Origin of the sequence: Rhizobium sp. NLR22b (assembly GCF_019685295.1) — a bacterium.
Classification (GTDB): domain Bacteria; phylum Pseudomonadota; class Alphaproteobacteria; order Rhizobiales; family Rhizobiaceae; genus Rhizobium.
This window is the reverse complement of record NZ_JABDWM010000010.1, coordinates 183,640-206,532: the sequence shown is the minus strand read 5'-3', so window position 1 is coordinate 206,532 and position 22,893 is coordinate 183,640. Positions and strand designations below refer to the sequence as shown.

24 protein-coding genes and 2 pseudogenes are annotated in these 22,893 nt (G+C 60.7%); 12 read left to right on the top strand and 14 right to left on the bottom strand.

Going from position 1 to position 22,893, the window contains the following annotated elements; all coding sequences use genetic code 11:
* Window positions 1-32: 32 nt before the first annotated feature.
* Both HJC00_RS18090 and HJC00_RS18085 read left to right on the top strand, forming a co-directional pair.
* Window positions 33-962: a LysR family transcriptional regulator gene (locus tag HJC00_RS18090; protein WP_221155674.1), complete on the top strand. Its 930-nt coding sequence runs from the start codon at window positions 33-35 to the stop codon at window positions 960-962.
* 32 nt (window positions 963-994) lie between these two features.
* A complete protein-coding gene (locus tag HJC00_RS18085) occupies window positions 995-1,504 on the top strand; it encodes a GrpB family protein (protein WP_210631585.1) in 510 nt (169 codons plus the stop codon).
* A gap of 104 nt (window positions 1,505-1,608) precedes the next feature.
* On the opposite strand, the gene HJC00_RS18080 is transcribed toward HJC00_RS18085, so the two are convergent.
* Window positions 1,609-1,896, bottom strand: coding sequence for a DUF2188 domain-containing protein (locus HJC00_RS18080; protein WP_064804010.1), 288 nt, complete (start codon window positions 1,894-1,896; stop codon window positions 1,609-1,611).
* A 231-nt stretch (window positions 1,897-2,127) separates the two neighbouring features.
* On the opposite strand from HJC00_RS18080, the gene HJC00_RS18075 reads away from it, so the two are divergent.
* The gene (locus HJC00_RS18075; protein ID WP_221164430.1) at window positions 2,128-3,225 is read left to right on the top strand and encodes a calcium:proton antiporter; all 1,098 of its coding nucleotides are present in this window, start codon (window positions 2,128-2,130) and stop codon (window positions 3,223-3,225) included.
* A 39-nt stretch (window positions 3,226-3,264) separates the two neighbouring features.
* On the opposite strand, the gene HJC00_RS18070 is transcribed toward HJC00_RS18075, so the two are convergent.
* From HJC00_RS18070 to HJC00_RS18045, 6 genes are all read right to left on the bottom strand, one after another.
* Window positions 3,265-3,954: a glycosyltransferase gene (locus HJC00_RS18070; RefSeq protein ID WP_210630499.1), complete on the bottom strand. Its 690-nt coding sequence runs from the start codon at window positions 3,952-3,954 to the stop codon at window positions 3,265-3,267.
* Window positions 3,955-4,027: 73 nt separating this feature from the next.
* A complete protein-coding gene (locus tag HJC00_RS18065; protein ID WP_221164429.1) occupies window positions 4,028-4,897 on the bottom strand; it encodes a 3-deoxy-manno-octulosonate cytidylyltransferase in 870 nt (289 codons plus the stop codon).
* 47 nt (window positions 4,898-4,944) lie between these two features.
* Window positions 4,945-5,850 (bottom strand): glycosyltransferase family 8 protein, encoded by a 906-nt coding sequence (locus HJC00_RS18060; RefSeq protein ID WP_221164428.1) that lies wholly within the window; start codon window positions 5,848-5,850, stop codon window positions 4,945-4,947.
* A gap of 362 nt (window positions 5,851-6,212) precedes the next feature.
* On the bottom strand, window positions 6,213-6,599 hold the full coding sequence (locus HJC00_RS18055; protein WP_210630496.1) for a type II toxin-antitoxin system VapC family toxin: 387 nt from the start codon (window positions 6,597-6,599) through the stop codon (window positions 6,213-6,215).
* Complete coding sequence (locus tag HJC00_RS18050) at window positions 6,596-6,862, bottom strand: type II toxin-antitoxin system Phd/YefM family antitoxin (RefSeq protein WP_210630495.1); 267 nt, start codon at window positions 6,860-6,862, stop codon at window positions 6,596-6,598. The genes HJC00_RS18055 and HJC00_RS18050 overlap by 4 nt, the downstream gene beginning before the upstream one ends.
* 100 nt (window positions 6,863-6,962) lie before the next feature.
* Window positions 6,963-8,165 (bottom strand): pyridoxal phosphate-dependent aminotransferase, encoded by a 1,203-nt coding sequence (locus tag HJC00_RS18045; protein ID WP_221164427.1) that lies wholly within the window; start codon window positions 8,163-8,165, stop codon window positions 6,963-6,965.
* 207 nt (window positions 8,166-8,372) lie between these two features.
* On the opposite strand from HJC00_RS18045, the pseudogene HJC00_RS18040 reads away from it, so the two are divergent.
* The 4 genes and pseudogenes from HJC00_RS18040 to HJC00_RS18020 all read left to right on the top strand — a co-directional run.
* Window positions 8,373-8,987, top strand: a pseudogene (locus HJC00_RS18040) (glycosyl transferase); the annotation flags it as partial.
* Window positions 8,988-9,222: 235 nt separating this feature from the next.
* A complete protein-coding gene (locus HJC00_RS18030; protein ID WP_221164426.1) occupies window positions 9,223-11,604 on the top strand; it encodes a marine proteobacterial sortase target protein in 2,382 nt (793 codons plus the stop codon).
* A complete protein-coding gene (locus HJC00_RS18025) occupies window positions 11,594-12,355 on the top strand; it encodes a class GN sortase (RefSeq protein ID WP_210630492.1) in 762 nt (253 codons plus the stop codon). The genes HJC00_RS18030 and HJC00_RS18025 overlap by 11 nt, the downstream gene beginning before the upstream one ends.
* A gap of 59 nt (window positions 12,356-12,414) precedes the next feature.
* Window positions 12,415-13,557 carry a PQQ-dependent sugar dehydrogenase gene (locus HJC00_RS18020; protein ID WP_210630491.1) on the top strand — a complete coding sequence of 381 codons (1,143 nt, stop codon included), beginning with the start codon at window positions 12,415-12,417 and terminating at the stop codon, window positions 13,555-13,557.
* A gap of 4 nt (window positions 13,558-13,561) precedes the next feature.
* On the opposite strand, the gene HJC00_RS18015 is transcribed toward HJC00_RS18020, so the two are convergent.
* Window positions 13,562-14,032, bottom strand: a complete 471-nt coding sequence (locus tag HJC00_RS18015; RefSeq protein ID WP_210630490.1) for a DUF3052 domain-containing protein — start codon at window positions 14,030-14,032, stop codon at window positions 13,562-13,564.
* Between the two features lie 98 nt (window positions 14,033-14,130).
* Between HJC00_RS18015 and HJC00_RS18010 the strand changes: the two genes are divergently transcribed.
* The 3 genes from HJC00_RS18010 (at window position 14,131) to HJC00_RS18000 (ending at window position 16,332) form a co-directional block, all read left to right on the top strand.
* A complete protein-coding gene (locus HJC00_RS18010) occupies window positions 14,131-15,021 on the top strand; it encodes a DMT family transporter (RefSeq protein WP_210630489.1) in 891 nt (296 codons plus the stop codon).
* A 486-nt stretch (window positions 15,022-15,507) separates the two neighbouring features.
* Complete coding sequence (locus HJC00_RS18005) at window positions 15,508-15,723, top strand: cold-shock protein (protein ID WP_003561293.1); 216 nt, start codon at window positions 15,508-15,510, stop codon at window positions 15,721-15,723.
* A gap of 147 nt (window positions 15,724-15,870) precedes the next feature.
* On the top strand, window positions 15,871-16,332 hold the full coding sequence (locus HJC00_RS18000; protein WP_210630488.1) for a BA14K family protein: 462 nt from the start codon (window positions 15,871-15,873) through the stop codon (window positions 16,330-16,332).
* Between the two features lie 61 nt (window positions 16,333-16,393).
* Here HJC00_RS18000 and HJC00_RS17995 read toward each other — a convergent pair whose 3' ends face one another.
* The gene (locus HJC00_RS17995; protein ID WP_221146976.1) at window positions 16,394-17,266 is read right to left on the bottom strand and encodes an oxidoreductase; all 873 of its coding nucleotides are present in this window, start codon (window positions 17,264-17,266) and stop codon (window positions 16,394-16,396) included.
* A 71-nt stretch (window positions 17,267-17,337) separates the two neighbouring features.
* Between HJC00_RS17995 and HJC00_RS17990 the strand changes: the two are divergent.
* Window positions 17,338-17,761, top strand: a pseudogene (locus HJC00_RS17990) (winged helix-turn-helix transcriptional regulator).
* Here the strand turns inward: HJC00_RS17990 and HJC00_RS17985 are convergent.
* The 4 genes from HJC00_RS17985 to HJC00_RS17970 form a co-directional block, all read right to left on the bottom strand.
* Entirely contained in the window at window positions 17,758-19,134 is a 1,377-nt protein-coding gene (locus tag HJC00_RS17985; RefSeq protein WP_210630485.1) for an ATP-binding protein, read from the bottom strand. The pseudogene HJC00_RS17990 and the gene HJC00_RS17985 sit on opposite strands and share 4 nt — an antisense overlap.
* 74 nt (window positions 19,135-19,208) lie before the next feature.
* Window positions 19,209-19,910 (bottom strand): response regulator, encoded by a 702-nt coding sequence (locus HJC00_RS17980; RefSeq protein ID WP_210630484.1) that lies wholly within the window; start codon window positions 19,908-19,910, stop codon window positions 19,209-19,211.
* Entirely contained in the window at window positions 19,911-20,402 is a 492-nt protein-coding gene (locus HJC00_RS17975; RefSeq protein WP_210630483.1) for a MarR family winged helix-turn-helix transcriptional regulator, read from the bottom strand.
* 529 nt (window positions 20,403-20,931) lie between these two features.
* Window positions 20,932-21,549, bottom strand: a complete 618-nt coding sequence (locus HJC00_RS17970) for a DUF1236 domain-containing protein (RefSeq protein ID WP_221155664.1) — start codon at window positions 21,547-21,549, stop codon at window positions 20,932-20,934.
* A gap of 289 nt (window positions 21,550-21,838) precedes the next feature.
* Here HJC00_RS17970 and HJC00_RS17965 point away from each other — a divergent pair, with 289 nt between their 5' ends.
* Window positions 21,839-22,492: an MBL fold metallo-hydrolase gene (locus tag HJC00_RS17965; protein WP_221164425.1), complete on the top strand. Its 654-nt coding sequence runs from the start codon at window positions 21,839-21,841 to the stop codon at window positions 22,490-22,492.
* A gap of 51 nt (window positions 22,493-22,543) precedes the next feature.
* On the opposite strand, the gene HJC00_RS17960 is transcribed toward HJC00_RS17965, so the two are convergent.
* Window positions 22,544-22,885 carry a tRNA-binding protein gene (locus HJC00_RS17960; protein WP_221146972.1) on the bottom strand — a complete coding sequence of 114 codons (342 nt, stop codon included), beginning with the start codon at window positions 22,883-22,885 and terminating at the stop codon, window positions 22,544-22,546.
* Window positions 22,886-22,893: the final 8 nt, after the last annotated feature.

Below are 22,893 nucleotides of genomic sequence, written 5' to 3'. Positions count from 1 at the left end.
ACGAAATAAGTGGATCAGTTATACAAAAACATATGCCTCTCGAACCAAGCTGGGATTTCTACCGCAGTTTCCTGACCGTGCTCCAGCAGGGGTCGCTTTCGGCCGCCGCGCGCGAACTGGGGCTGACGCAGCCGACCATAGGCCGCCATGTCGACGCACTGGAACAGGCGATCGGCGCCGAGCTCTTCATCCGGTCGCCGAACGGCCTCGTGCCAACCGACGCCGCACAGGCGCTGAAACCCTATGCCGAAACGCTGGCGGCAACCGCCGCCGCCCTTTTGCGCACCGCATCCGGCGAGCGCGAGAGGGTAGCCGGAACGGTCAGGGTCAGCGCCAGCGAGGTCGTCGCCGTCGAGATCCTGCCTCGGATTCTCGGGCCGCTGCAGGAAGCCTATCCCGAACTCCACATCGAGCTCTCGGCATCCGATGCGATCGAAGATCTGGTAAATCGCGAGGCCGATATCGCCGTACGCATGGCCGAGCCGCAGCAGGATGCTCTCATCGTGCGCCGCATCGGCGACATCCCGATCGGCTTCCACGCCCACCGCCGCTATCTCGAACGGCACGGCATTCCGCAAACCATGGCGGACCTCGCCAACCACCGGCTCATCGGCTTCGACCGGCAGACGGCCTACGTCCGCATGGTGATGAAACGCTATCCGGCGCCCGAAGGGATCAAATTCTCCTACAGGACCGACAGCAATCTTGCCCAGCTCTCCGCAATCCGCGCCGGCGTCGGCATCGGCCTCTGCCAGATCGGACTGGCCCGCGAAAACCCCGACCTCGTGCATGTGCTTCCCGATGCGTTCGAGATTCCGCTCGGCACATGGGTGGTCATGCACGAAAGCCTGAAGACCTCACCGCGCTGCCGCGCCACTTTCGACGCGCTGGTCAAGGGGATCCGGGCTTACCATCGTCATTCCACCGGCGCGCAAGCGGAGATCGAGATCGATTTTCGATGAGAATCATGGGCAATCTCGCAGCATCTATGGAGATAACGATGCACAAGCCGGTTGAACTCGTGAGCTATGACAGGGAATGGCCGGAAGCTTTCCAGCGCATCCGAGCCAAGCTGTTGGCTTTGCTGCCGCAGGCGCTCGCCATCGATCACGTCGGCAGCACCGCCATACCCGGTATGGCCGCCAAGCCCCTCATCGATATCGACATTGTCCTTCCCGGTCTGGAGCATATCGAGAATGCGACGCAGGTGCTTCTCTCGGAAAACTACGAACCGCGCGGCAACCGCTATGACGACGAGGTTTGGGCATTCTTATCGAGAGGTTCGATGCCGGCGGAGCGCGTCTACCTTTGCCCGGCCGGCAACGGCACGCATCGAAACAGGCTGGCTTTCCGGGATTATCTCATCGCGCATCCCGAGGCGGCGGCCGATTATGCCGCGCTGAAACGCAGGCTGGCAGCTGAATTCCGAATGGATGGCGATCGCTATACCACTGAGAAGCGCGAGTTTGTCGACACGATTGTCACGCGGGCATTGAGGGGCTAGGTGCATGTCGCGCAAAAGCGCGCGGTTGTGCGATAACGGCATGCGCAAAGACAAGGACCTAAATCACAGCGAGCGAATCTGAAAGATCACGACGCGCTTTAGGGTTAATGTCCAGCGCTCTGCGAGGCTCCAGCCGATCGCTCCTGCCATAAGCCGTCGACCACCTCGGTTTCCGGCCGGTCACCGCCCTCAGCATATTCCTCATGCCATTTGCCGTTTTCGTCCTGCCAGCTGATCTCGGCGGAATCGCCGCCGACCTGCTGTTCGGCCGCGACGATGCGCGCAGCTTCCAGCGCCTCGGCATGGGTCGGGAATGCCTCGGAATAGACGCCTCCAAGCCTGTAGGCCCAACCGCCGTCATGCGGCACGACTTCATAGACCACCTTGATCATGCATCCGTCTCCTCATCATCTTGTTGCGCATTCGCATGCTTCCGGACAGGGTCCGGATCATCGCGGCCGCGTGACGAGAATTCGAGGACGCCGCGATCTGCTTTCCGGCCCCGATGGCGTTCAGTATTCCATTAAACGCCGAAGACTGCAAATAGCAGAGTGCCACCGTGCGCTTCCCTTCCGAAATCAGTGACTTAGTTAAAAGGCGTGAATCACAACGGGAGCCGAGGCTTGGGTATCGCGTCACGCCTTAACGAGGAGAGGTTTCTGGTCACCGCACTCGTCGTCGCGGTGATGGCCTATCTTCTGGAACACACGGTTATCGAGATGGGGCGCGGCTTGGCGCTCATCGCCACCGCCGCCTTGGTCGCCACCATCGTACTCGCCTCCATCCGCGTCGCCCATCATGCCGAACTCCTCGCCGTCAAGGTCGGTGATCCCTACGGCACGATGATTCTGACACTTTCGGCTCTCGCCGTCGAAGTCATCATCCTCGCCACCATGATGAGCGGCGAGAGCTCGCCGACGCTCGTGCGCGACACGATCTACTCGGCCCTGATGTTCGATATCAACGGCATCCTCGGCCTCGCGGCCCTCCTTGGCGGCCTCAAGCATGGAGAGCAGCCCTACAACGACAATTCGGGCAAGACCTACGGCGTGATGATCCTGACCGCCATGGGCATTTCGATGATCGTGCCGGAATTCGTGCCGAGCGATAAGTGGCACTATTATTCCGCCTTTACCATCGTCGCGATGATCGCTCTCTACGGCCTCTTCCTGCGTATGCAGGTCGGCCAGCACAGCTATTTCTTCAGCTACAGCTATCCGCGCTCCGAGCGGAAGCGGGAAAGTCAGGAAGAACACGGCGCCGACGGACCGGCCGCTGTCTCGATCGCCACCATCCTCGTCGGCGTCGTCATCATCGGCCTGCTGGCGGAGTTCATGTCGGCTTTCATGACCGAATGCCTGCGCGACAGCGGCGCGCCGATCGCGGTGACCGCCGTCGTCGTCGCGGCGATTTCGGCCGCGCCTGAAATCCTGACCGCGTTGCGGGCGGCGCTCAAGAACCGAATGCAGGCGACCGTCAACATCGCCATGGGCGCCTCGCTGTCGACGGTGATCCTGACGGTGCCCGTCATGGAGGCGATCGCACTCTATACCGGCCAGCCCTTCATGATGGCGATGACCCCGGTGCAGACGGTGATGGTAACGATCACCTTGATTGCCGCCGCGATCAACCTCAACGACGGCGAGACCAACGCCATAGAAGGCATGACGCATTTCATCCTCTTCGCCACCTTCGTCATGCTGACGGCGCTTGGTCTCTGAGGGCTCCCTCACCGCGGAAAAAGGGAAAGAACAGGCTGTTTAGGCGGACTGTTGGGCGAAGAGCAGGCGTTCGCGGGCCGCGAACCATTCCTCGGCGTAATCGTCGTTCTTGTGTTCCTCGAAATAAGGCCCGCCATCGGTGAAATGGACGTTCTTGGCGTCTTCGCGGTAGTCGTATTCATTGACGAGGTAATTCCACGTCACCGGCAATTCGCCGATGAGGTCTTCATTCTCCAGCCATTTGAACTGATGGAGTTGCAGCCCGGTCGCGGTATTGACGTAGTCGGGCGTCAGCGCGCGGCATTCGTCATTGTTGAAGAGGATGAGGCTCGACCAGTTCTTCTTTTCGTACTTGGTCTGTGCCTGGCCGAGGAACTTGGTGTCGATCTTCGGCTGGTAATCGTGTTTGACGCACATGGCGGCGTAACGCTCGTCGCGCAATGCCCAAAGCTCGGCGATATCGGCACGCATCAGCATGTCGCAATCCATGAAGATGCTCCAGCCGTCGTAACCGCTGAGATAGGGCGTCAGGAAACGCGAGAAGGAAAACTCCGTGGATTGCATCGCGTTGCGCTGGCGGGTGAAAATCCCGCCAAGGTTGGAGAGCGCAATGGGCGAGAACTCGATTGGGATCGACGACTTCTCGATGATGCTCTGCACGAGAACGTGGTAGGCGACCACTTCCTTGGGATCGAATCCCACAAATATTCGAACGTTCTGTTGTTCCATTGTCCACCTTGATCGCCAGTATCGGCAACAGCTTTCGTGGCCACCCACGCCTGTTAGCAAAGGCCCGCGACAGTCATCCCTTCGACTTTTCGAGAAAACGCTGCTTGCGGGTTTTCGGTTTGAACCGCCGAAAGAAATTGTCGACGGCGCGGATGAACTTGGTGACGGACATCAGCCTGTCGATCTGGCTGTTCGTATTGTCGAGCCGCTCCGACAAGACCTCAGCCGCAGTCATCGCGATCTCGATCGGCGGCACCTCAGGAAACCGTTTGGCGAGCGCCGAATAGGGGCTGGCATCGACGCCGCCCATCATCGAGATCGATCCCATGCGCGCAAAGAGACGCAGGAAGATCTGCTCGAACGTCCAATCGTGCACGTCGAACACCTTCCACTTCTCGCTCCGTTTCGCCGAAAAGCCGGCAAGCAGGATCTTGCCCGGCAACTGCAGATCGGCGAGCCACAGCGCCACCGCAAAGCCGCTCGTCGCGATCTTGCCGATCGGATAGAGATCGGCGAGCATTTGCGTCAGATCAAGGTGACGGGCCTTAGCGCCTTCGAAGCGGCTCTTTTCGCTGAGATTTTCCTTGACGGAGACCCGGATGTTGACGACGCCGAGGAAATCGTCGCCGCCAAAGAACCGCAAGACATCCGCCGCCTCGCGCCGGTGGACGATATGGGCGCCCATCACGTCGCTGCGGGCAACCAGCATGGAATGGCCGACGAAGGGTTCGTCGAGCACCTTGTAGACCTTGTTGAAGAAGACGTAGAGCGCCGTCTCCGGCAATTCGCTCCGCAGCCGTTCAATATCGACCGCCTCGCTGTTTGCTACCAGCACGATATGGGAATAGCCCGACAACAACGCCTTCCACGCTTCCGGCGTCAGGAAATTGAAGCCACCATCCGGAGTGGTCGTAGCCTTGTTATCGCTGGGGATTGCTTCCATATCGCCTCACATGCACTTTCCAAGGACGACGCGTTCCGCCCGCCCGACTAGCTGTTGCTGAAATAGGCGCGCATCCGGGCAAGCCGCGTCAGCCCGCCGATCTGCTTTCCCACATGCGAGAGGAAGCCCGCCACTCGGTCCGTCGTCGACGGTTGCCTGCAGAAAGACGCCCAGGACGTGTTGCGAAGATCTTCGGCATAACGATCGGCCATCCGCCGGTGCACCCAGGGAACGTTCGCCTGCCACGGCTTCTTGCGGCCGGTAAAATGAAAGATGGCCGGCCGGCCGACGAAAGGCAGCAGGCCCGTCTGCGTATTCCAGCGCGGATCGAGCACCAGCCAATCGCTATCGAAAGTGACGTTCAGTGCATCCTGGTCGTTGTTCTCGAACAGGTGCGACCGTTCCTCGAAGATCTCCCGGGTCCTTGCGAAAAGCCCCCTCGCCCGGCAGGCCGACCAGTCGAACAGCAGCACGCCGGCATTGAAGTAACGGCCGCCCTCGCTCATGCCGATCTTGCGCTGGCGTGCGCCGGCCTTTTCGGGAAAGGCCATGACATAGTCGTCGACGGCAGCAAGCGCCTTGCCTTGGAGATCCCGCGTGAAGAGTTCGTCGACGGATGCCACTGCGAGCACATCGGCATCGAGGTAAAGCAGGCGCTCGATATGTTCTGGTATATCCCGATCCATATAGAGCCGCGCCAGCGTGGCGGCGGACCAGCGGCCCCGCGCCTGGAGGCCGGTGTCGGGCGTCTTATAGGGCAACACCCTGATCGCCATACCGTGAAGCCGCCCAAAATTATCGACCTCGGTGACCTCGTGCGGCTTGAGGTCAATGCCGAGAAGCAGGAACTCTACATCAGCATTGGTAAGATTGCGCTTGACGGAAAGCAGAGTGCAGCAGGCGGCCGGGAGCATGTTAACGTCAGAACAGACGATGACGGCACTCTGCTGCAAAATCCGGACCCCCGAAGCGGCAATTTGAACTTGATGCCGGATATCTAGTTGGTTTGGCGTCCGCCCGCAACAGCAGATCACCCGCCCCACCGGCACTCCCCGTCACGTTTTGAATCGGAATTCAACGACTTGCGAGGCGAAGTGGATTCAATGCGGCAACGGGTTGAATCGGGATGTGAACTTGGAGCCTTTCCTGGTCAGATTGCAGCATTCTGTTGGCTCAAACGGAGTTGGATGGTCGACCGGCCGGCGCGCGTCGGGCGATCGGCTCGGACGTACCTGCGGGTATGCCCGTCGCCAATCGCCTTTGCCCTGACGAAAACCTGCTCCGGCAGAACGCTGCAATCTGACCAGGAAAGGCTCTAAAGCCGCAGCGCCAAAGGATGATCGACGAGCAGCCGGTCGACGGTGGCAAGCTGCAAGCCTTCGACCTTGCACTGCGCCAGCAGCAGCCGATCAAAGGGATCACGCGTCTCCGGCTCGGGGTCGGCGGCAGTAATCACATGCTGAATTTCGATCCCCAGCAGGATCAGCCCTATTTCCTCAAGAGAACCGGCAATGTCTTCGAGCGGCATGCCGGGATCCAACTTTCCCAGACGAGCCTTGATCGCCGTTTCCCAAAGGCTCGCGACGCTGACGAAGCCCACGGTTTTGCTGTCGCCGAGCAGCGACGCGATCTCCGGAAATCGCGCGCCAGCATCCTTCCTCAGGATCGCGAGAACGATGTGAGTATCAAGAAGAAGTCTCATGACTCCGGCAAAGGCCTCAGGAGGAAATCCTCCGGCAGCGGATCGTCAAAATCATCCGCGATGAACGGCACCGGATTGGTAATACCCCGAGCACGAAGATAGGCCTGACCGGCCTCCAGATTCAAACCGCCGCGTTTCTGATGCGGCACCAGGTCGAACACCGGTCGGCCGTTCCGCGTGACGACAATGGTCTCGCCTGCCTCGACCTCGCGGGCAAGCTCGGTCAGGCGGTTCTTCGCGTCACGGATCGAAACGGTCTTCATGATACCAAATGTAGCCACATGCAGCCACACCGTCAACGCCGGATAAATAAAAGGCCCGCCGTCACCGGCAGGCCTTCGATCGATATGATCGCGGTTCGTTTTACTTGCAGGCGCCGCAGAAGCGCTGGATGCGGCGGCAGGCTTCCTCGAGCAGATCTTCCGACGTCGCATAGGAGATGCGGAAATTCGGGCCGAGGCCGAAGGCGGAGCCGTGAACGACGGCGACGCCTTCCGATTCCAGAAGCTCGGAAACGAAATCTTCGTCCGTCTCGATGACCTTGCCCGACGGCGCCGTCTTGCCGATCAGGCCGGCGCAGGACGGATAGACGTAGAAGGCGCCTTCCGGCACCGGGCAGACGATGCCCTTGGCCTGGTTCAGCATGGACACGACGAGGTCGCGGCGACCTTCGAAGATTTTCTTGTTCGCCGGGATGAAGTCCTGCGTGCCGTTCAGCGCTTCGACAGCCGCCCACTGGGCGATCGACGTCGCACCCGAGGTCTGCTGACCCTGGATCATGTCCATTGCCTTGATGAGATGGAGCGGGCCGGCGGCATAACCGATACGCCAGCCGGTCATGGCATAGGCCTTGGAGACGCCGTTCATCGTCAGTGTGCGGTCGTAGAGGCTGGGCTCGACCTCCACGGGAGTGACGAACTTGAAGTCGCCATAGGTCAGGTGCTCGTACATGTCGTCCGTCAGCACCCAGACATGCGGATGCTTCATCAGCACGTCGGTCAGCGCCTTCAGTTCGGCACGCGTATAGGCCGCACCCGTCGGGTTGGACGGCGAGTTGAAGATGAACCACTTGGTCTTCGGCGTGATCGCCTTTTCGAGATCGGCGGCCTGGAGCTTGAAATTATGCTCCTGGGTGGCCGAAACGAACACCGGCGTGCCGCCGCAGAGCGCCACCATCTCCGGATAGGACACCCAGTAGGGCGCCGGAATGACGACCTCATCGCCCGGGTTCAGAGTCGCCATGAAGGCGTTGAACAGGATCTGCTTGCCGCCGGTGCCGACGATCGTCTGCTCCCAGGAATATTCCAGGCCGTTCTCGCGCTTGAACTTGGCGGCGATCGCCTTGCGCAGCTCAGGGATACCGGAAACCGGCGTGTACTTCGTCTCGCCGCGGTTGATCGCGTCGATGGCGGCCTTCTTGATATTGTCGGGCGTATCGAAATCCGGCTCGCCCGCGCCGAGGCCGATGACGTCGCGTCCTTTCGCTTTCAGCTCGCGCGCTTTCTGGGAAACGGCGATGGTGGCTGAAGGCTTCACACGGGAAAGAGCATCGGCAAGGAAGGCCATGATATCGGTCCTATTGGTTAAAACGGGCAGAAAGCCGGGACCGGAGTTCTGCGGTTAGCTCTATGTCCAATGTATGACGGCATTTCAAGGGCAAAGGCGTGATGGGGGCAATGATTCTTATCGATCGTTTTGCCGCACCGGCGGGCGGACCCGCCGTCGTTCTCACCGGGACTTGCAGCGCGCAGTCGAAACGCACCGCACACTCTTGTTTGGCTGGCCGCAGCTGTCATCCTCTATCTGGCTGCGGCGGGCGAGATCACCAGCAATGTATGGAACTTGCACATCTTCCATGTGCCGGCCGCGATATTTGCGGCCACGGCGCGCTTCTTCTGGCAAAGCTTTCATCTAAGACAACCCCGGCGGTCGTGCTCCGCTTGATCTGCATCGTGGTCGTCGCTGTGGGCTGGTCGACCCTTCCCCCTCGTCAGGACGATGAAGAAGCCAATCGCCATGAAGGGCAAGCTGCTTGACGAGGAACTGGCGCGGCTGGCGAAACCGGGCGACCTTGTCGTCGCCATCGCACCCGAGGGCCGGCGATCCCGTCGCGGTCTAATACAGCAGGGCGCGCGGATGGGTGTTTCCACCCGGCGGAGGCGATTCCGAATGGTCGAAATTCGTCGCCAATGACGCCACGGCGATCGGGCAGCTCGAGGACCTGCGCGGCAGGGGGCGGATCTGTTCGGCGTGGCGAAGAACGCCGCCGACAAGCAGGATCTACGGTTCATCGAGCATCATGTCGGCGTCATCGATTATCTGAACAAGACCGCAACCAAGCTTGTGGATTCGGATGATTTGCTGGTCTACAGAATTACCCATCCATGAACGTCACGACAATTGGGGGCACGGGATTTGGGCAGGGTATGACCCCGGCCGCGGTATTTTCACGGTGACGATGATCATGTTTTTCGTCTTTTAAAATCAGAGAGATCGCCGGATTTCAATCGCGCCACGAATAAGCCGCAACAAATGCCGCCCGCCGCCGCAATTCGGTCGCGAGCGCGCCGAGATCGAAGCTGCATCATTCCCTCATCCAAAATTGGTTATTGAGGGTAGGCCAATGTTTCTGGAAGATGAGTTCGCCATTGGGCGCATGCGCATGCGCCGGATCTCCATTTCATGTCTTGTCGCCGTCACCGCCTTTGTCGCCTGCATCGCTGCGATGCTGGGGCTTGCCTCTGCCGCCCGCGCCGAGACGCGGCAGGCATCCGGCCAGCTCGCGGCCCTTCTACGGCCGAACGACGTCAATAGCGGCTCGCTGCTCTTCCCGTCGAAGGAACCGGGCTTTTATGTCGAAGCGCCGCGGCTGAAGACCGACGTCGCAATCGCTGTTTCCGGCCCGATCGCCAGGGTGAAGGTGACCCAGCGTTTCCAGAACCCGAGCCAGGGCTGGGTCGAGGGCACCTACGTCTTCCCGCTGCCGGACAATTCCGCCGTCGATGCGCTGAAGATGCAGATCGGCGAACGCTTCATCGAAGGCCAGATCAAGCCGCGCCAGGAAGCCCGCGAGATCTACGAGCAGGCCAAGGCTGAGGGCAAGAAGACAGCGCTGCTCGAACAGCAACGGCCGAACATCTTCACCAACCAGGTCGCCAATATCGGTCCCGGCGAAGAGATCGTCGTGCAGATCGAATATCAGCAGACGGTCCACCAGTCCGGCGGCGAATTCTCGCTGCGTTTCCCGATGGTCGTCGCGCCGCGCTACAATCCGGCGCCGATCGTCCAGACCGTCGAGTTCAACAACGGTGCCGGCTTCGCAACACCGAGAGACCCGGTGGAAAATCGCGAGAAGATCGAAGCCCCGGTGCTCGATCCGCGCGAGAATGCCAAAATCAATCCGATCTCGTTGACAGTCAATCTCAAGGCTGGCTTCCCGCTCAGTGGAGTGAAGTCGTCCTTCCACGACGTCGATATCCGGGAGGACGGCGACCAGGCGAGAACGATCAGCCTGAAAGGAGACGCGGTTCCTGCCGACAAAGATTTCGAGCTCACCTGGAAAGCCGCTCCGGGCAAGACGCCAGGCGCCGGCCTCTTCCGCGAAGCGATTGATGGCAAGACCTATCTGCTTGCCTTCGTCACCCCGCCCACCGCGCCGGATGCGGCAGCGCCGGCAAAACGCGAAGTGGTCTTCGTCATCGACAATTCCGGCTCCATGTCCGGCCAGTCGATCGAGCAGGCAAGACAAAGCTTGGCGCTTGCCATCTCCAGATTGAACCCGGACGACCGCTTCAACGTCATCCGTTTCGACGATACGATGACCGACTATTTCAACGGCCTCGTCGCCGCTACTCCCGATAACCGCGAAAAGGCCATCGCTTACGTCCGGAGCCTGAACGCCGATGGCGGCACGGAAATGCTGCCGGCGCTCGAGGATGCACTTCGCAACCAAGGCCCCGTCGCAACCGGCGCTCTGCGCCAGGTCGTCTTCCTGACGGATGGCGCGATCGGCAACGAAAAACAGCTCTTCCAGGAAATCACCGCAAACCACGGCGATGCCCGCGTATTCACCGTCGGCATCGGCTCGGCGCCGAACACTTATTTCATGACCAAAGCCGCCGAGGTCGGCCGCGGCACCTTCACCCAGATTGGCTCGACCGACCAGGTGGCAAGCCGCATGAGCGAACTCTTCGCCAAGCTGCAGAACCCCGCAATGACCGATATCGCCGCAGCCTTCGAAGGCATCGAAGCCGAGGATATCACGCCGAACCCGATGCCCGACCTCCATAGCGGCGAGCCCGTCGTTCTGACTGCGGAATTGCCGCAGGAAAAGCCTACCGGCAAGCTGCAGATCGTCGGCAAGACAGGCAACCAGCCCTGGCGCGTCGAGATGGATATCGCCAATGCCGCAGACGGCAACGGCATTTCCAAGCTCTGGGCGCGACGCAAGATCGACGATTTCGAGGCCCGTGCCTATGAGCGCCAGGACCCCGCGGCACTCGACAAGGACATCGAGACGGTGGCGCTCGCCCACCACCTCGTCTCGCGCGTCACCAGTCTGGTCGCCGTCGACGTCACGCCGTCGCGGCCGGCAACCGAACCGCTCGGCTCGACGAAGCTGCCGCTCAACCTCCCCGAAGGTTGGGACTTCGGAAAGGTCTTCGGCGAAAATGCTGTCCCTTCTGGCGGCGCCGAACGCCATGGCGCGGCCACGCCGGTTGGAAGAGCCGAACCGCAACGGACCGCAGCCGCAACCCAGGATCTCGCCGCATCGCCCGAGATCGCCAACTTGATGGCCGCGGCGCCGACGGCGAAAGCCGCCATGCTGATCGCGCAGAAGAGCTCAACCGTGAACTTGCCGCAGACGGCGACGCGCGCCGACGAGCAGATCATGCGCGGGCTCACCATGCTGCTGCTGGCGCTGGCGGCGGCGAGCGGGCTCGCCATCTGGCGCCGCCGCCTCAAGGGTCTCGTCACTGCCGGAGCCAAGCGCGATGGCTTCTAGCAACAATCAGGAAGCGGCCGAATTCGAGCCGCTTCCGACCTATCTGGAACTCGCCATGGCCGCCGCCACGGCCCACGACATGCCGAAGGCACGGAGGAGAAAGGGTTTCTTCCTCTGGCGTCTTTCGCCGATCGAAAAGACGATCGCCTTCGCCATTGCCGGTCTTGCTTTCTACGGCTTGACGCTGATCGGCGACGGCCTCCTGCTGAAGGCGAAGGCAGAAATCTCTCAGGTCCTGCTGAAGCGTGCTTTTGCCGCCGAACTGAGCGGCAAGGAGACGAAACCCTGGCCTTGGGCCGATTTCATCACTGAAGCGAGGGTGCGTGCGCCGCGCCTCGGCAAGGAGGCGATCGTGCTTTCCGGCGCCTCCGGCCAAGCGCTCGCCTTCGGTCCGGCCTGGCTCGCCAATACACCGCAGCCGGGCGACGAAGGCACCTCCGTCATCGCCGCCCATCGCGACACCCATTTCCGCTGGCTGCAATATATAAGGCCGGGCGATACGATCGAAGTTACCCGCCGCGACGGCAAGCTATTGACATTCAAGGCCGGCGAAGGCCGCGTTGCCCCCTGGGACGCGAGCGGCATCGACCCCTCCTCCGATGGCCGCCGCCTTGTACTGACCACCTGCTGGCCTTTCGATGCGACCGAACGCGGGCCGCTGCGCTACATCCTCGAAGCCGAACTGGTCGATGGTAACGCGGCCGGCTCCGTTCAACCGGCAAACACAAAGCCGTTATTACAGACAGACTGAGGCTTGAAGCTCTGCCCTGCCCACTCCACGTTCCGGATGGAGAGACGACGGGGAAGCAAATGACAAGAATATCCGCCTTCCATTTCGCCGCGACGCTGATTCTTTTCGGCGCCACTTCGGCCAATGCGGCCGATACCGTCAACACGCAGGGTCCTACGGTTCGCGTCGAAAAACTGGCCGATGGTCTCGAACACCCCTGGGCGGTCGAAGTGTTGCCCGACGGCGCCTATCTCGTCACCGAGCGGCCGGGCCGCATACGTATCATCCGCAATGGCAAGCTTTCCGAGCCGATCGGCAACGTGCCCAAAGTGAATGCCCGCGGCCAGGGCGGTCTTATGGACGTGGCGCTTGCCACGGACTTTGTCGCGAGCAGAAAACTCTATTTCACCGCCGCCATCGCCAACAAGCAGGGCTCCGGCACCGAGGCCTTCAGCGCGACGCTATCTCCTGACGAAAAGACGCTTGAGGCGGTGACGCCGATTTTCACCATGAAGCGCTTCACCTCAGGCAACATCCAATATGGCGCGCGTATCGCGATTGCCCCTGACGGCACGCTGTTCATCAGTGTCGGCGACCGCGGCGACCGCGACCGCTCGCAGGACTGGCAGGACGATGCCGGCTCGATCGTTCACATCAATGCCGACGGCAGCATCCCCGCCGACAATCCGTTCAAGGACGGCGGCAAGGCGCTGCCGGAGATCTGGTCGAAGGGCCACCGGAACCCGCAGGGCATCTCTTTCGATGCCAAGGACGGCAAGCTCTACACCGTCGAGCATGGCGCACGCGGCGGCGACGAGATCAATCGGATCGAAGCCCGCAAGAATTATGGCTGGCCGATCATCACCTACGGCCGTGACTATTCGGGCGCCGAGATCGGCGAAGGCACCGCCAAAAAAGGGCTGGAGCAGCCGCTGCACTATTGGGATCCTTCGATCGCGCCCGGCGCGCTCGCTGTCTATCGCGGCGCCATGTTCCCGGAATGGGACGGCGACTTCCTCGTCGCGGCACTGAAATTCCAGCTGCTCTCGCGCATGCAGCGCGACGAGAGCGGCGCCTTCGTCGCCGAAGAGCGCTTGTTCGAAGGTGATTACGGCCGCATCCGCGACGTCATCGTGGCGCCCGATGGCGCGCTGCTGATGGTGACGGACGAGGACGACGGCGCGCTGCTCAGGGTCTCGCGCGCTCCGGCCAGCAACGGTTGAGCGATCACAGCGCGCTGCGCAATTCCTTGCGAATGACGAATTTCAGCCCCGACCAGGTCCCGTCGACAGCGCAGACCTTGATGTCGACCAGGCCAGTTGGCAGCAGGATCTCCCGCAGCACGTCTTCGGTGATATCGGTCGGCACGCGTGAACTCTTCTTCGGCCAGGAGATCCAGATCATGCCGTCGGGCTTTAGGACCCGCAAAAGCGTTGGCGCCGCCGCTTCCAGCACCATGCGCTCAGTGACAAATAGATGCACATAGTCAAACGCCCGCAAAAGCGTCTCGGGAAGCACGCGGACGACCGAAGCAAAACCGGCGAAACCAACGATGTCTTCGATCGTTTCGGGAACATCGAGAAGAGCGGCAGCCTGCCCATGCGCAAGCCCGAGCTTCCTGGCAAGCGGCGTACCGGAATAGCTTGCCGTTCCGGGTGCAGCCATGTCGCTCGCCGGCCGCTGTTTTTCGTGTTGCATGCCTCCACCTCCCCCATCAGCACCAAGTCTTCGCCCTTGCCTAGCGGAAAGGCAACTGCTAACCGCTCGGACACATCTCCCTTCCCTTGGAGGACGACATGACGCGCATTCAGGCGAATCTCCTCCTGTTGTTTGCCGCCGCCATCTGGGGCGGCGGATTCGTCGCACAATCGACGGCGATGAAGGCGATCGGCCCCTTCTGGTTCATCGCCCTGCGTTTTGCAGTTGCCACATTGGCCGTCTTGCCTTTCGTTCTTCTGGAAGCGCGCAAGGCAGAGGCGAAGACCAGCGCGCGCCATGCCAGGCTCTACGTCCTTACCGGCCTTGCCCTTTTCAGCGGCGCTGCCACCCAGCAGGTCGGCCTGCAGACGACGACGGTAACGAATTCCAGCTTCATCACCGGCCTCTATGTCGTCTTCGTGCCGCTCATTGCCGTGTTCTTCCTGCGCCGTGCCCCGCATTGGATCATCTGGCCGGGCGCGCTGATGGCGCTCGCCGGCATCTATCTCCTATCCGGCGGTCATCTTTCGGCGCTCACCTCAGGCGATCTCCTGACCGTGGTCTGCGCCGTCTTCTGGGCGATCCAGATCACCCTTGCCGGCACGACCGTCTCCGAGAACGGAAGGCCACTCGCGCTGGCGGCCACGCAATTTGCCGTTACCACTGTCTTCGGGCTGGCCATTGCCGCAACGGTCGAACCGATCAGCCTTTCCGCGATTTGGTCCGCAGGACCCGAGATCCTTTATGTCGGCATCTTCTCGTCCGGTCTGGCCTTCGTGCTGCAGGTAATCGCGCAGCGCTACACGACGCCGTCGCAGGCGGCGATCTTCCTTTCGTCCGAAGCGCTCTTCGGTGCATCGCTCGCAGCCCTGATTCTCGGTGAGTCGATGCCGGCGACAGGATATACAGGTTGTGCGCTAATGTTTATCGCTATGCTTGTAGTCGAGATCGTCCCCGGATTTGCTCGCCGCCGCTTGCCAGCCGTCTGAACACGCCTCCAAATATGGGTGGACGCCGGATCTGGAAAAAAATTTTAGGAACCCGCAAGGCCCGTTTACGTTGCATTTTTGGCAAAATCTGCCCGAAACTTACATTGCGGACGATATGAATCGTTAATCATCCTCCGTTCGCGACGGAAATTTTGCGTTTTTGCGCAAACCAGATGTCGGGAGCAGTGTGCCCGGAAGGACACGTTAAAAAACTTTTGCTTGCCAAAATCCCTTAAACGCAGCACTCTCGGCTCGTTCGGGCATTTTGCGAGCATGGGAAGTCCTTAAGTATTTGCGCGCCGGGAACGCTAATATTCCGGTCAGCCGGTTCCAGAAAAAGCAGGCGAAAGCCCTGCTTGGAACAGGCCGAGGTAGAGGGGACCTTTTTCTCACATTTCAAGACTTGCCTGCTAACGCCTCCCGCAAGGAGGCAATGCTATGATGCTGCCCGTGTGGATGGCGGGCAGAGAGAAAAGGACCTGACGCATGGCCGAGACTGGCACTGTAAAATTCTTCAATACCGACAAGGGCTTCGGCTTCATCAAGCCGGACCGGGGCGGCGCCGATATCTTCGTTCACATTTCTGCCGTACAGGCCTCCGGGCTGGCCGGTTTGACGGAAAACCAGAAGGTAAGCTTCGACACGGAGCCGGATCGCCGCGGCAAGGGCCCCAAGGCTGTCAATCTGCAGATTGCCGGCTGAGCCCTTAACTAGGCTGTCGAATTCGAGTTGAAGCCCGGCAGCAATGCCGGGTTTTGTCGTTCAGCCTTCGTTCAGCTAGAAATCTCTAGGACTGACACCATCGAGAAGGAGCCGGAGTTCGGTTTCCGAGATTGGGACTTGATGGTTATGAACAGGCTCGCCAAAACTCTTCTGCTGACGGCAACGGCTGCCGCGCTTACTCTCTCCGTCATCGGCGACGCCTCGGCCGGCGACCGCCACTGGCGCCATCATAACAACAACGACGCCTTGGTCGGCGGCGCTGTCGGCCTCGCCACCGGTCTGATCGTCGGCTCGGCCATCGCCAACGCCAATAACGGCCCTGTTTACGACGAACCCCGCTACATCGACCCGCCTTACGAGCCGGGATATTACGAGCCTGCTCCGGTCTATCGCGCCCCGCGCCGCGTCTATGTCGAGCAGCCGCAGTATGTCGAACAGCCGAGATATTATGCGCCCGTCCGCACCTCGGTGGAGCCCTGGTCACCGCAATGGGAGCGTTACTGCTCCTACCGCTACCGCTCCTTCGATCCGCGCAGCGGCACCTATATCGGCAATGACGGCCGCAGCCATTTCTGCACTGCAGGCTGATTGTTCAAAATTCCTGATACAAAGCGCCGCTCCTCAGCGGCGCTTTTGTTTTTTGCCGAGTTTAGGCGGTCTTCTTTTCCCAAGGCATTAGGCCCGCTTCGGCATCCGGGTCAAAATCAGTCGAGACGCTGACGGCACGCCATTCTCGATCGGCCTCGATGCGCGCCGCATCCGCTTTCTCGACATTGCGAACCGCATCGCTGCCGAGCAGCAACCGGAACGGCGGTTGTTCGAGCCCTGAAATGTGGATGACGACCGCAGCCGCCTTGGCAGGATCGCCAGGTTGACGGCCGTCATATTCACGCTGGAAGCGCACTGTGGCGCCGACCGTTTCCGCATAGTTCGCTCGCCCCTCGGCCAGCACCGTCGAGGCACCGGCAAAATCCGTTCTGAAGCCGCCCGGCTCGATCACCGTCACCCTGATGCCGAATGGCGCGATCTCTTTCGACAACACCTCCGAAAAGCCCTCGACGGCGAATTTGGCTGCCGAATAGGCGCCGCGTCCAGCCGGTCCGATACGGCCACCAACGGATGAGAACTGGATGATATGGCCCGCACCCTGTTCGCGCATCAGGGCGATCACCGCCTTGGTCATGATAACAGTGCCGAACAGGTTGGTCTCGATCTGGGCCCGGAAATCGGCAAGGCTGGTATCCTCGATCGGGCCGACATTGCCGTAGCCGGCATTGTTGACAAGCACGTCGATACGGCCGAACCGCTTCACGCCAGCTTCCACCGCGGCAGCTGCCGCCTGCTCGTCGGTCACGTCAAGCGGCAGCGTCAGCACCTGACTGCGGTACAGTTCGGAAAGAACGGCAAGCTGAGCGGGATCGCGCGCCGTCGCCACCAGATTGTCGCCGGCTGCCAGAACCGCCTCCGCCAGCGCCCGACCGAGACCACGCGAACTGCCTGTAATCAACCACACCTTCGACATCGGTAACCTCTCCTTGATTGGTTCCCGGAGCATGTAGGTCGTATTGTTTCCATTCGAAAGAAGGTACCAGTATGATCTATACACACCCTGAGGTAACTGGGAATGGCCGGCGAAATGTTCGATTTCTGTTGCAACATGACCGACGAGCAGGATGCGCGGGCGCGCGCCTTGATCGAGCGGGCGGCGGCGAAATGGCCGCTGCGCATCCTGCACGTCTTGTCCGATGCCGGCGCGCCCTTACGCTTCTCGCGCCTCATGGAGCGGGTTGAGGGCATCAGCCAGAAAGTGCTGACTCAGACGCTGCGCACGCTCGAAAACGACGGCCTCATTATTCGCACGCTCTATCCCGAGATTCCACCGCGCGTCGAATATGAATTGACGCCGCTCGGCCGCAATCTGCTCATGCAGGTTGTCACTCTCTGGCGCTGGATCGTCGAGCGCCTGGATGAGTTCGATGCGCGCAAGGCCGTGAAGCTGACGGCAACGGACATTTAAGCGGGAATGCGGATCGTCGCCCTCAAGCCTCCGAGTGGACTGTCGCCGAGCGTGACGTTGCCCCCATGGCTGCGCGCAATATCACGGGCGATCGCAAGACCGAGGCCAGTGCCCGACGCATCGAGGTTGCGGGCCGTGTCCAGCCGGAAGAACGGCTTGAACACGTCTTCGCGATTCTTTTCCGGAATGCCCGGCCCGTCATCGTCAAAAATAACAGTCAGCCACTTGGCATTGTGCTTGGCCTCGATGTCGAGCCTGTCGGCATAACGGCGCGCGTTCGAGGCAAGGTTGGTGACGAGACGCGTGAACGCATTCGGTCTGACGGAAATGTCGTCGTCGCCCTCGATCGAATAGCTGAACCTTTTACGATGCAGAACGAAATCGGATTCCAGCTTGGCGAAGATCTCGCTGAGCTTCAGTTCGCCAACATCCTCTTCGACCTCGCCGCGGGCGAAGGCCATGTAGGCTTCCAGCATCGTCTGCATATCATTGACGTCGTCGTTCAGGCCATGCAGGTCGGGATTGTCGCCGGCGAGCGCCAGTTGCAGCTTGAAGCGGGTGAGAATGGTGCGCAGATCGTGGCTGACGCCGGAAAGCATCGCCGTGCGCTGCTCGATCTGCCGTTCGATGCGTTCACGCATCAGAATGAAAGCAAGGCCGGCGCGCCTGACCTCGTCGGCGCCGCGCGGATAGAAATTGTCGGGCTTCTGCCCTTTGCCGAAGCTTTCGGCAGCCCGGGCCAGCATCAGGATCGGCCGAATCTGTCCGCGCAGGAAGAGGATCGAGATGCCGATCAGCACCAGCGACGTGCCGACCATCCAGACGATGAAGATATGGGTGTTTGAGGCATAGGTCTGACTGCGTTTGGCCAGCACCCGCAGTATCTTGTTCTCGAGCTTGATGCGGATTTCGACGAGATTCGAGTTACCAACCGTGTCGATCCAGAAAGGCCGGTGAATCTCATCGGTGATCTCATCGCTGAGAATGCCGTCAAGGATCGAGAAGAAGGGCTTGACGCGCGGCGGCGGCAGATCGCCGTCCGGCTCGATCGAAATCTGCAAGTTGAGCTGATCGCGCGCGATGCGGATGATCTCGCTATAGTCCGAATTCTGCGGATAAGTCTCGACGATCTCGATAATCGCGGCGATGTCGCGGGTGACGGCGAGCGACAGCCGTTCGGTCACCATTTGCCAGTGACGCTCCATGAAGACGGCGGCCACGACGGATTGCAGCAGCACCATCGGGATGATGATGATCAGCAGTGAGCGCGCGTAGAGTCCGGTGGGCAATCGGCGCCGCAGCCAGCGGACGATCCAGCGCCAGCCCGCCGCCGGAGCGCGGTCTTCCCGCCGCAAACTGTCCATTGTCACCATCGTCGGTCCCGGCCGTTCAGAGCACGATGCGGGAAAGTGTGAACGTCATCGGCATCATGCTCCACTTCTCAAATCTAGTCGATGCTCAGCCTGTATCCGATGCCGCGAACCGTCTGCAGCCAGACGGGGTTGGCCGGATCCTCCTCGATCTTGCGCCTGAGCCGGTTGATCTGCACGTCGATCGTCCGCTCCCCGACCTCGGTGTCATTGCCGATCAGTTCGTGACGGGGGATGGTGTCACCGGCGCGCCGCGCAAAGAGCAGCATGATTTCCTGCTCGCGATCGGTAAGCCGGATCACCTCACTGGCTTTCTTCAGCTCCTTGCGGGTCAAGGAGAAAGTGTAGGGCCCGAACATGACCTGTTCAATCTTCAGCCCCTCACCGCCAGCGTTGCGGCGCAGGATATTGTTGATGCGCAGGACCAGCTCGCGCGGATCGAAGGGTTTTGAGAGATAATCGTCGGCGCCGGCCTCGAGGCCTTCGATGCGGTTGCCCGATTCCGCCAGCGCCGTCAGCATGATGATCGGCACATTCTTGATGGCCCGAAGCCCGCGGGTGACGTCTATGCCGGATTCGCCCGGCATCATCACATCCATGATGATGAGATCGAAATCGAGACCGGCAAGTTTGCGCTGCGCCTCGGCGCCGTCGGCCGCGACAGTGACGCGAAAGCCGTTCTCCGCGAGATAACGATTGAGCAGCGCGCGGATGCGGGAGTCATCGTCGACCACCAGCAGATGCGCCGCATCGTCGGAAATACCTGTCCTGACCGCCATTCAATCCGCCTTCTTTCTGTCCCGCATGCCTCCGAGGAAGGCCTTCACGCCCTCCCGCTCCTGCGCAGAGGCTCCTTCGAATGCCCGCTCAATGCGGCGCGATTGCGGCTCTGCAAGGGCAAGCGCCAGCTCGCGGCCCGATTTCGTCGGATAAAGCTTGCGCTGCCGCCGATCCTCAGGACCGGCCACCTGGCGAATATAGCCTGAGTCGATCAGCTGTTTCAGCACCCTTGCAAGACTCTGCTTGGTGATCTTCAGTGTGTCGAGAAGATCAGCCACCGTCATGCCCGGATTGCGGTTGACGAAATGCACGACGCGGTGATGCGCCCGGCCGAAGCCGCTCTTCTCGAGGATGGCGTCAGGATCGGAAACGAAGTCGCGATAGGCGAAGAAGAACAGTTCGATGATCTCGAAATCGATACCGCCTGTATCTTCCATCGGCGTGGCCAACGGCTCCGGCTTGCCTGCTTTCAGACCGGTCTGTCGTGACACTCGGCATTTCCTTTCTCGTTCCGCATGTTGCGGGAAACTATCCGCAAAATATAGATCAGTATTGTTGGCATAAATTTACGCGGCTGCCAGCTTTGCCGAACTTTCGTGGGAGCCCCCAGCTTCTCAGTTTCCCTGACACTTCTTTTGGAAACCAAGGTCCGCCGGAATTTCCGACCGCAATAAGTAATTCCCTTACCGCCTGTGGATAAAACGTAATGGGGACAACAATCAACAGGCAGGGCGCGTTAAGCGCCGGAGAAGGTTTGGGATCGCCTGGCATCGAGGTGATCGAGGGCGCGATCCGGCCGGAGGAACTGCCTGATTTCAGCGAATGTTTCCGGTTCGGTCGCACCGGTTAGGCCGCGGAAGCAACGCCGGTCTCTAAGAGGCCGAACTCTTAATATATTATTATCTTCTCATACAAAGAAAGAAAGCTGGGAAAATCCATCCTTGCGGGATTGAGGCGGGAGGAGGAATTGCCCGGACGAGGCGGCCTGCCGACCGCCTCGTTTCGGATTTCCCGATGATCTTACTGATAGACGTAGACGATCCGACGCGTACCTGGATCGACCAGCACCGGCCGGTCGTTGATCCTTGTGTAGCGGTATTCATAGTCCGGAATCGTCTCGAAAGTCACGTCGGCAGGCACTTCCGCGCCGACGACCACATCGCCGCCAAGCCGGACTGTCTCGGTCGGATTGGTCTCGATGTAGGTCCGCACCGTCTCCGGCGGAGTGATCGTTTCGACGGCTCCAACGGGGCCGATCAATTCATCGCCCGGCGCCGGCTGTGGGTCAGCCGGGACAACGCTGGCGGTCGACTCGTAGGTCACGACGGGAACGCCGATCTCGGCGCGATGCTGCTCGACGATAACCTGGTTGCCGCCGTAGTCCATCTGCAGATAATCCGCATAGACCCAGCCGCGCATGCCATTGACGTCGACACGGCACCAGCGGCTGCCCTCGATACAGCCGTCGAGCACCGCGGTCGAGCCGCGGGTGGCAAGGCCGACTGCCGGATATTGCGGGCCCGGACCGGCGCGGACGTTGAGATCGTTGACCGTGGTCGCCACCATCTCCGCCTGCGCCAGACCGCCGCTCGCCAGGAGCACGGCTCCAGCCAATAGGATGTTTCTCGTCAAGGTCATGTGAGCGTCTCCTTGGTTTCGATGGCCGGACAACGCGCGGCGTTCTACGATGTTCCCACGCGCCCCGACCCGACAAAACAACACCTGTAAATACGCGCTGGCAAGCAATTGAAAAATCATAACAAAACTGGACTTCCCCGATGGGCCTAACGGTGGAAGGGACGTATAAACTTGTGTTGCAGTGGGTCTTGCTGCCGTGAAACACGCGTCAAAAGCCGAAGATTTCGGCTGTCCTCGACGCCGTTTCAGACTATACCCTGAGCACCCGAGACACCCAAGCGAGGCACTTATGGGCATGCTCCAGGCCGGCATCATTCCGGTGACACCCTTTCAGCAGAACTGCACGGTCTTCTTCGATCCCGATACCCGGGAAGGCGTCGTCGTCGATCCGGGCGGCGACGTGCCGCTGATCCTTCAGGCGATTGAGAACGGCGACCTGACCATCAAGGAAATCTGGCTGACGCACGGTCATCTAGACCATGCCGGCGGCGCCAGGGAGCTGAAGGAAGCGCTCGGCGTCGACATCGTCGGCCCGCATCAGGACGACCTGCCGCTGCTGCAGCGGATTGAGACCCAGGCCGCGACATACGGCATATCCGGATTGCGCAATGTTCTGCCGGACCGCTGGCTGAAGAACGGCGACAAGGTCTCCTTCGGCGCCCACGAATTCGAGGTCTATCACACGCCCGGCCACGCCCCCGGCCACGTAATCTATTTCAACCGCGCGCAGAATTTCGCCCATCTCGGCGACGTGCTCTTCAACGGCTCGATCGGCCGCACCGACCTGCCGGGCGGCAATCATCAGCAGCTGCTGGATTCGATCCGCGACAAGGTCCTGCCGCTCGGCGACGATGTTGGCTTTATCTGCGGCCACGGGCCCGGCAGCCGCATCGGCGACGAACGGCGAAGCAATCCCTTTCTGCAGGAAATCAGGCCTCGTTGAGCATCCAATGCAGACACATCAGGCACCCGGCAAAACGATGTGAGCCGATACTCACATCATCTTCCTGCCGTTCGGCACCGGCTGTTCGACCGCCGCAAGCACGATCGCGCCATTCTCGTCCTCGAATCCCAGCGTCAGCACTTCCGAACGGAGCGGCCCGATCTGCCGCGGCGGGAAGTTGACGACGCCGAGCACCTGCCGGCCCATCAGGGTTTCCAGCGTATAATGCACGGTGATTTGCGCCGAGGATTTCTTGATGCCGATCTCAGGGCCGAAATCGATGAGCAGCTTGAAAGCCGGCTTGCGCGCCTCCGGAAAGAGGCTAGCTTCGATGATCGTACCGACACGGATGTCGACACGCTCGAAATCGGCGTAGCTGATCTCTTCCGCCATGTGGTTCT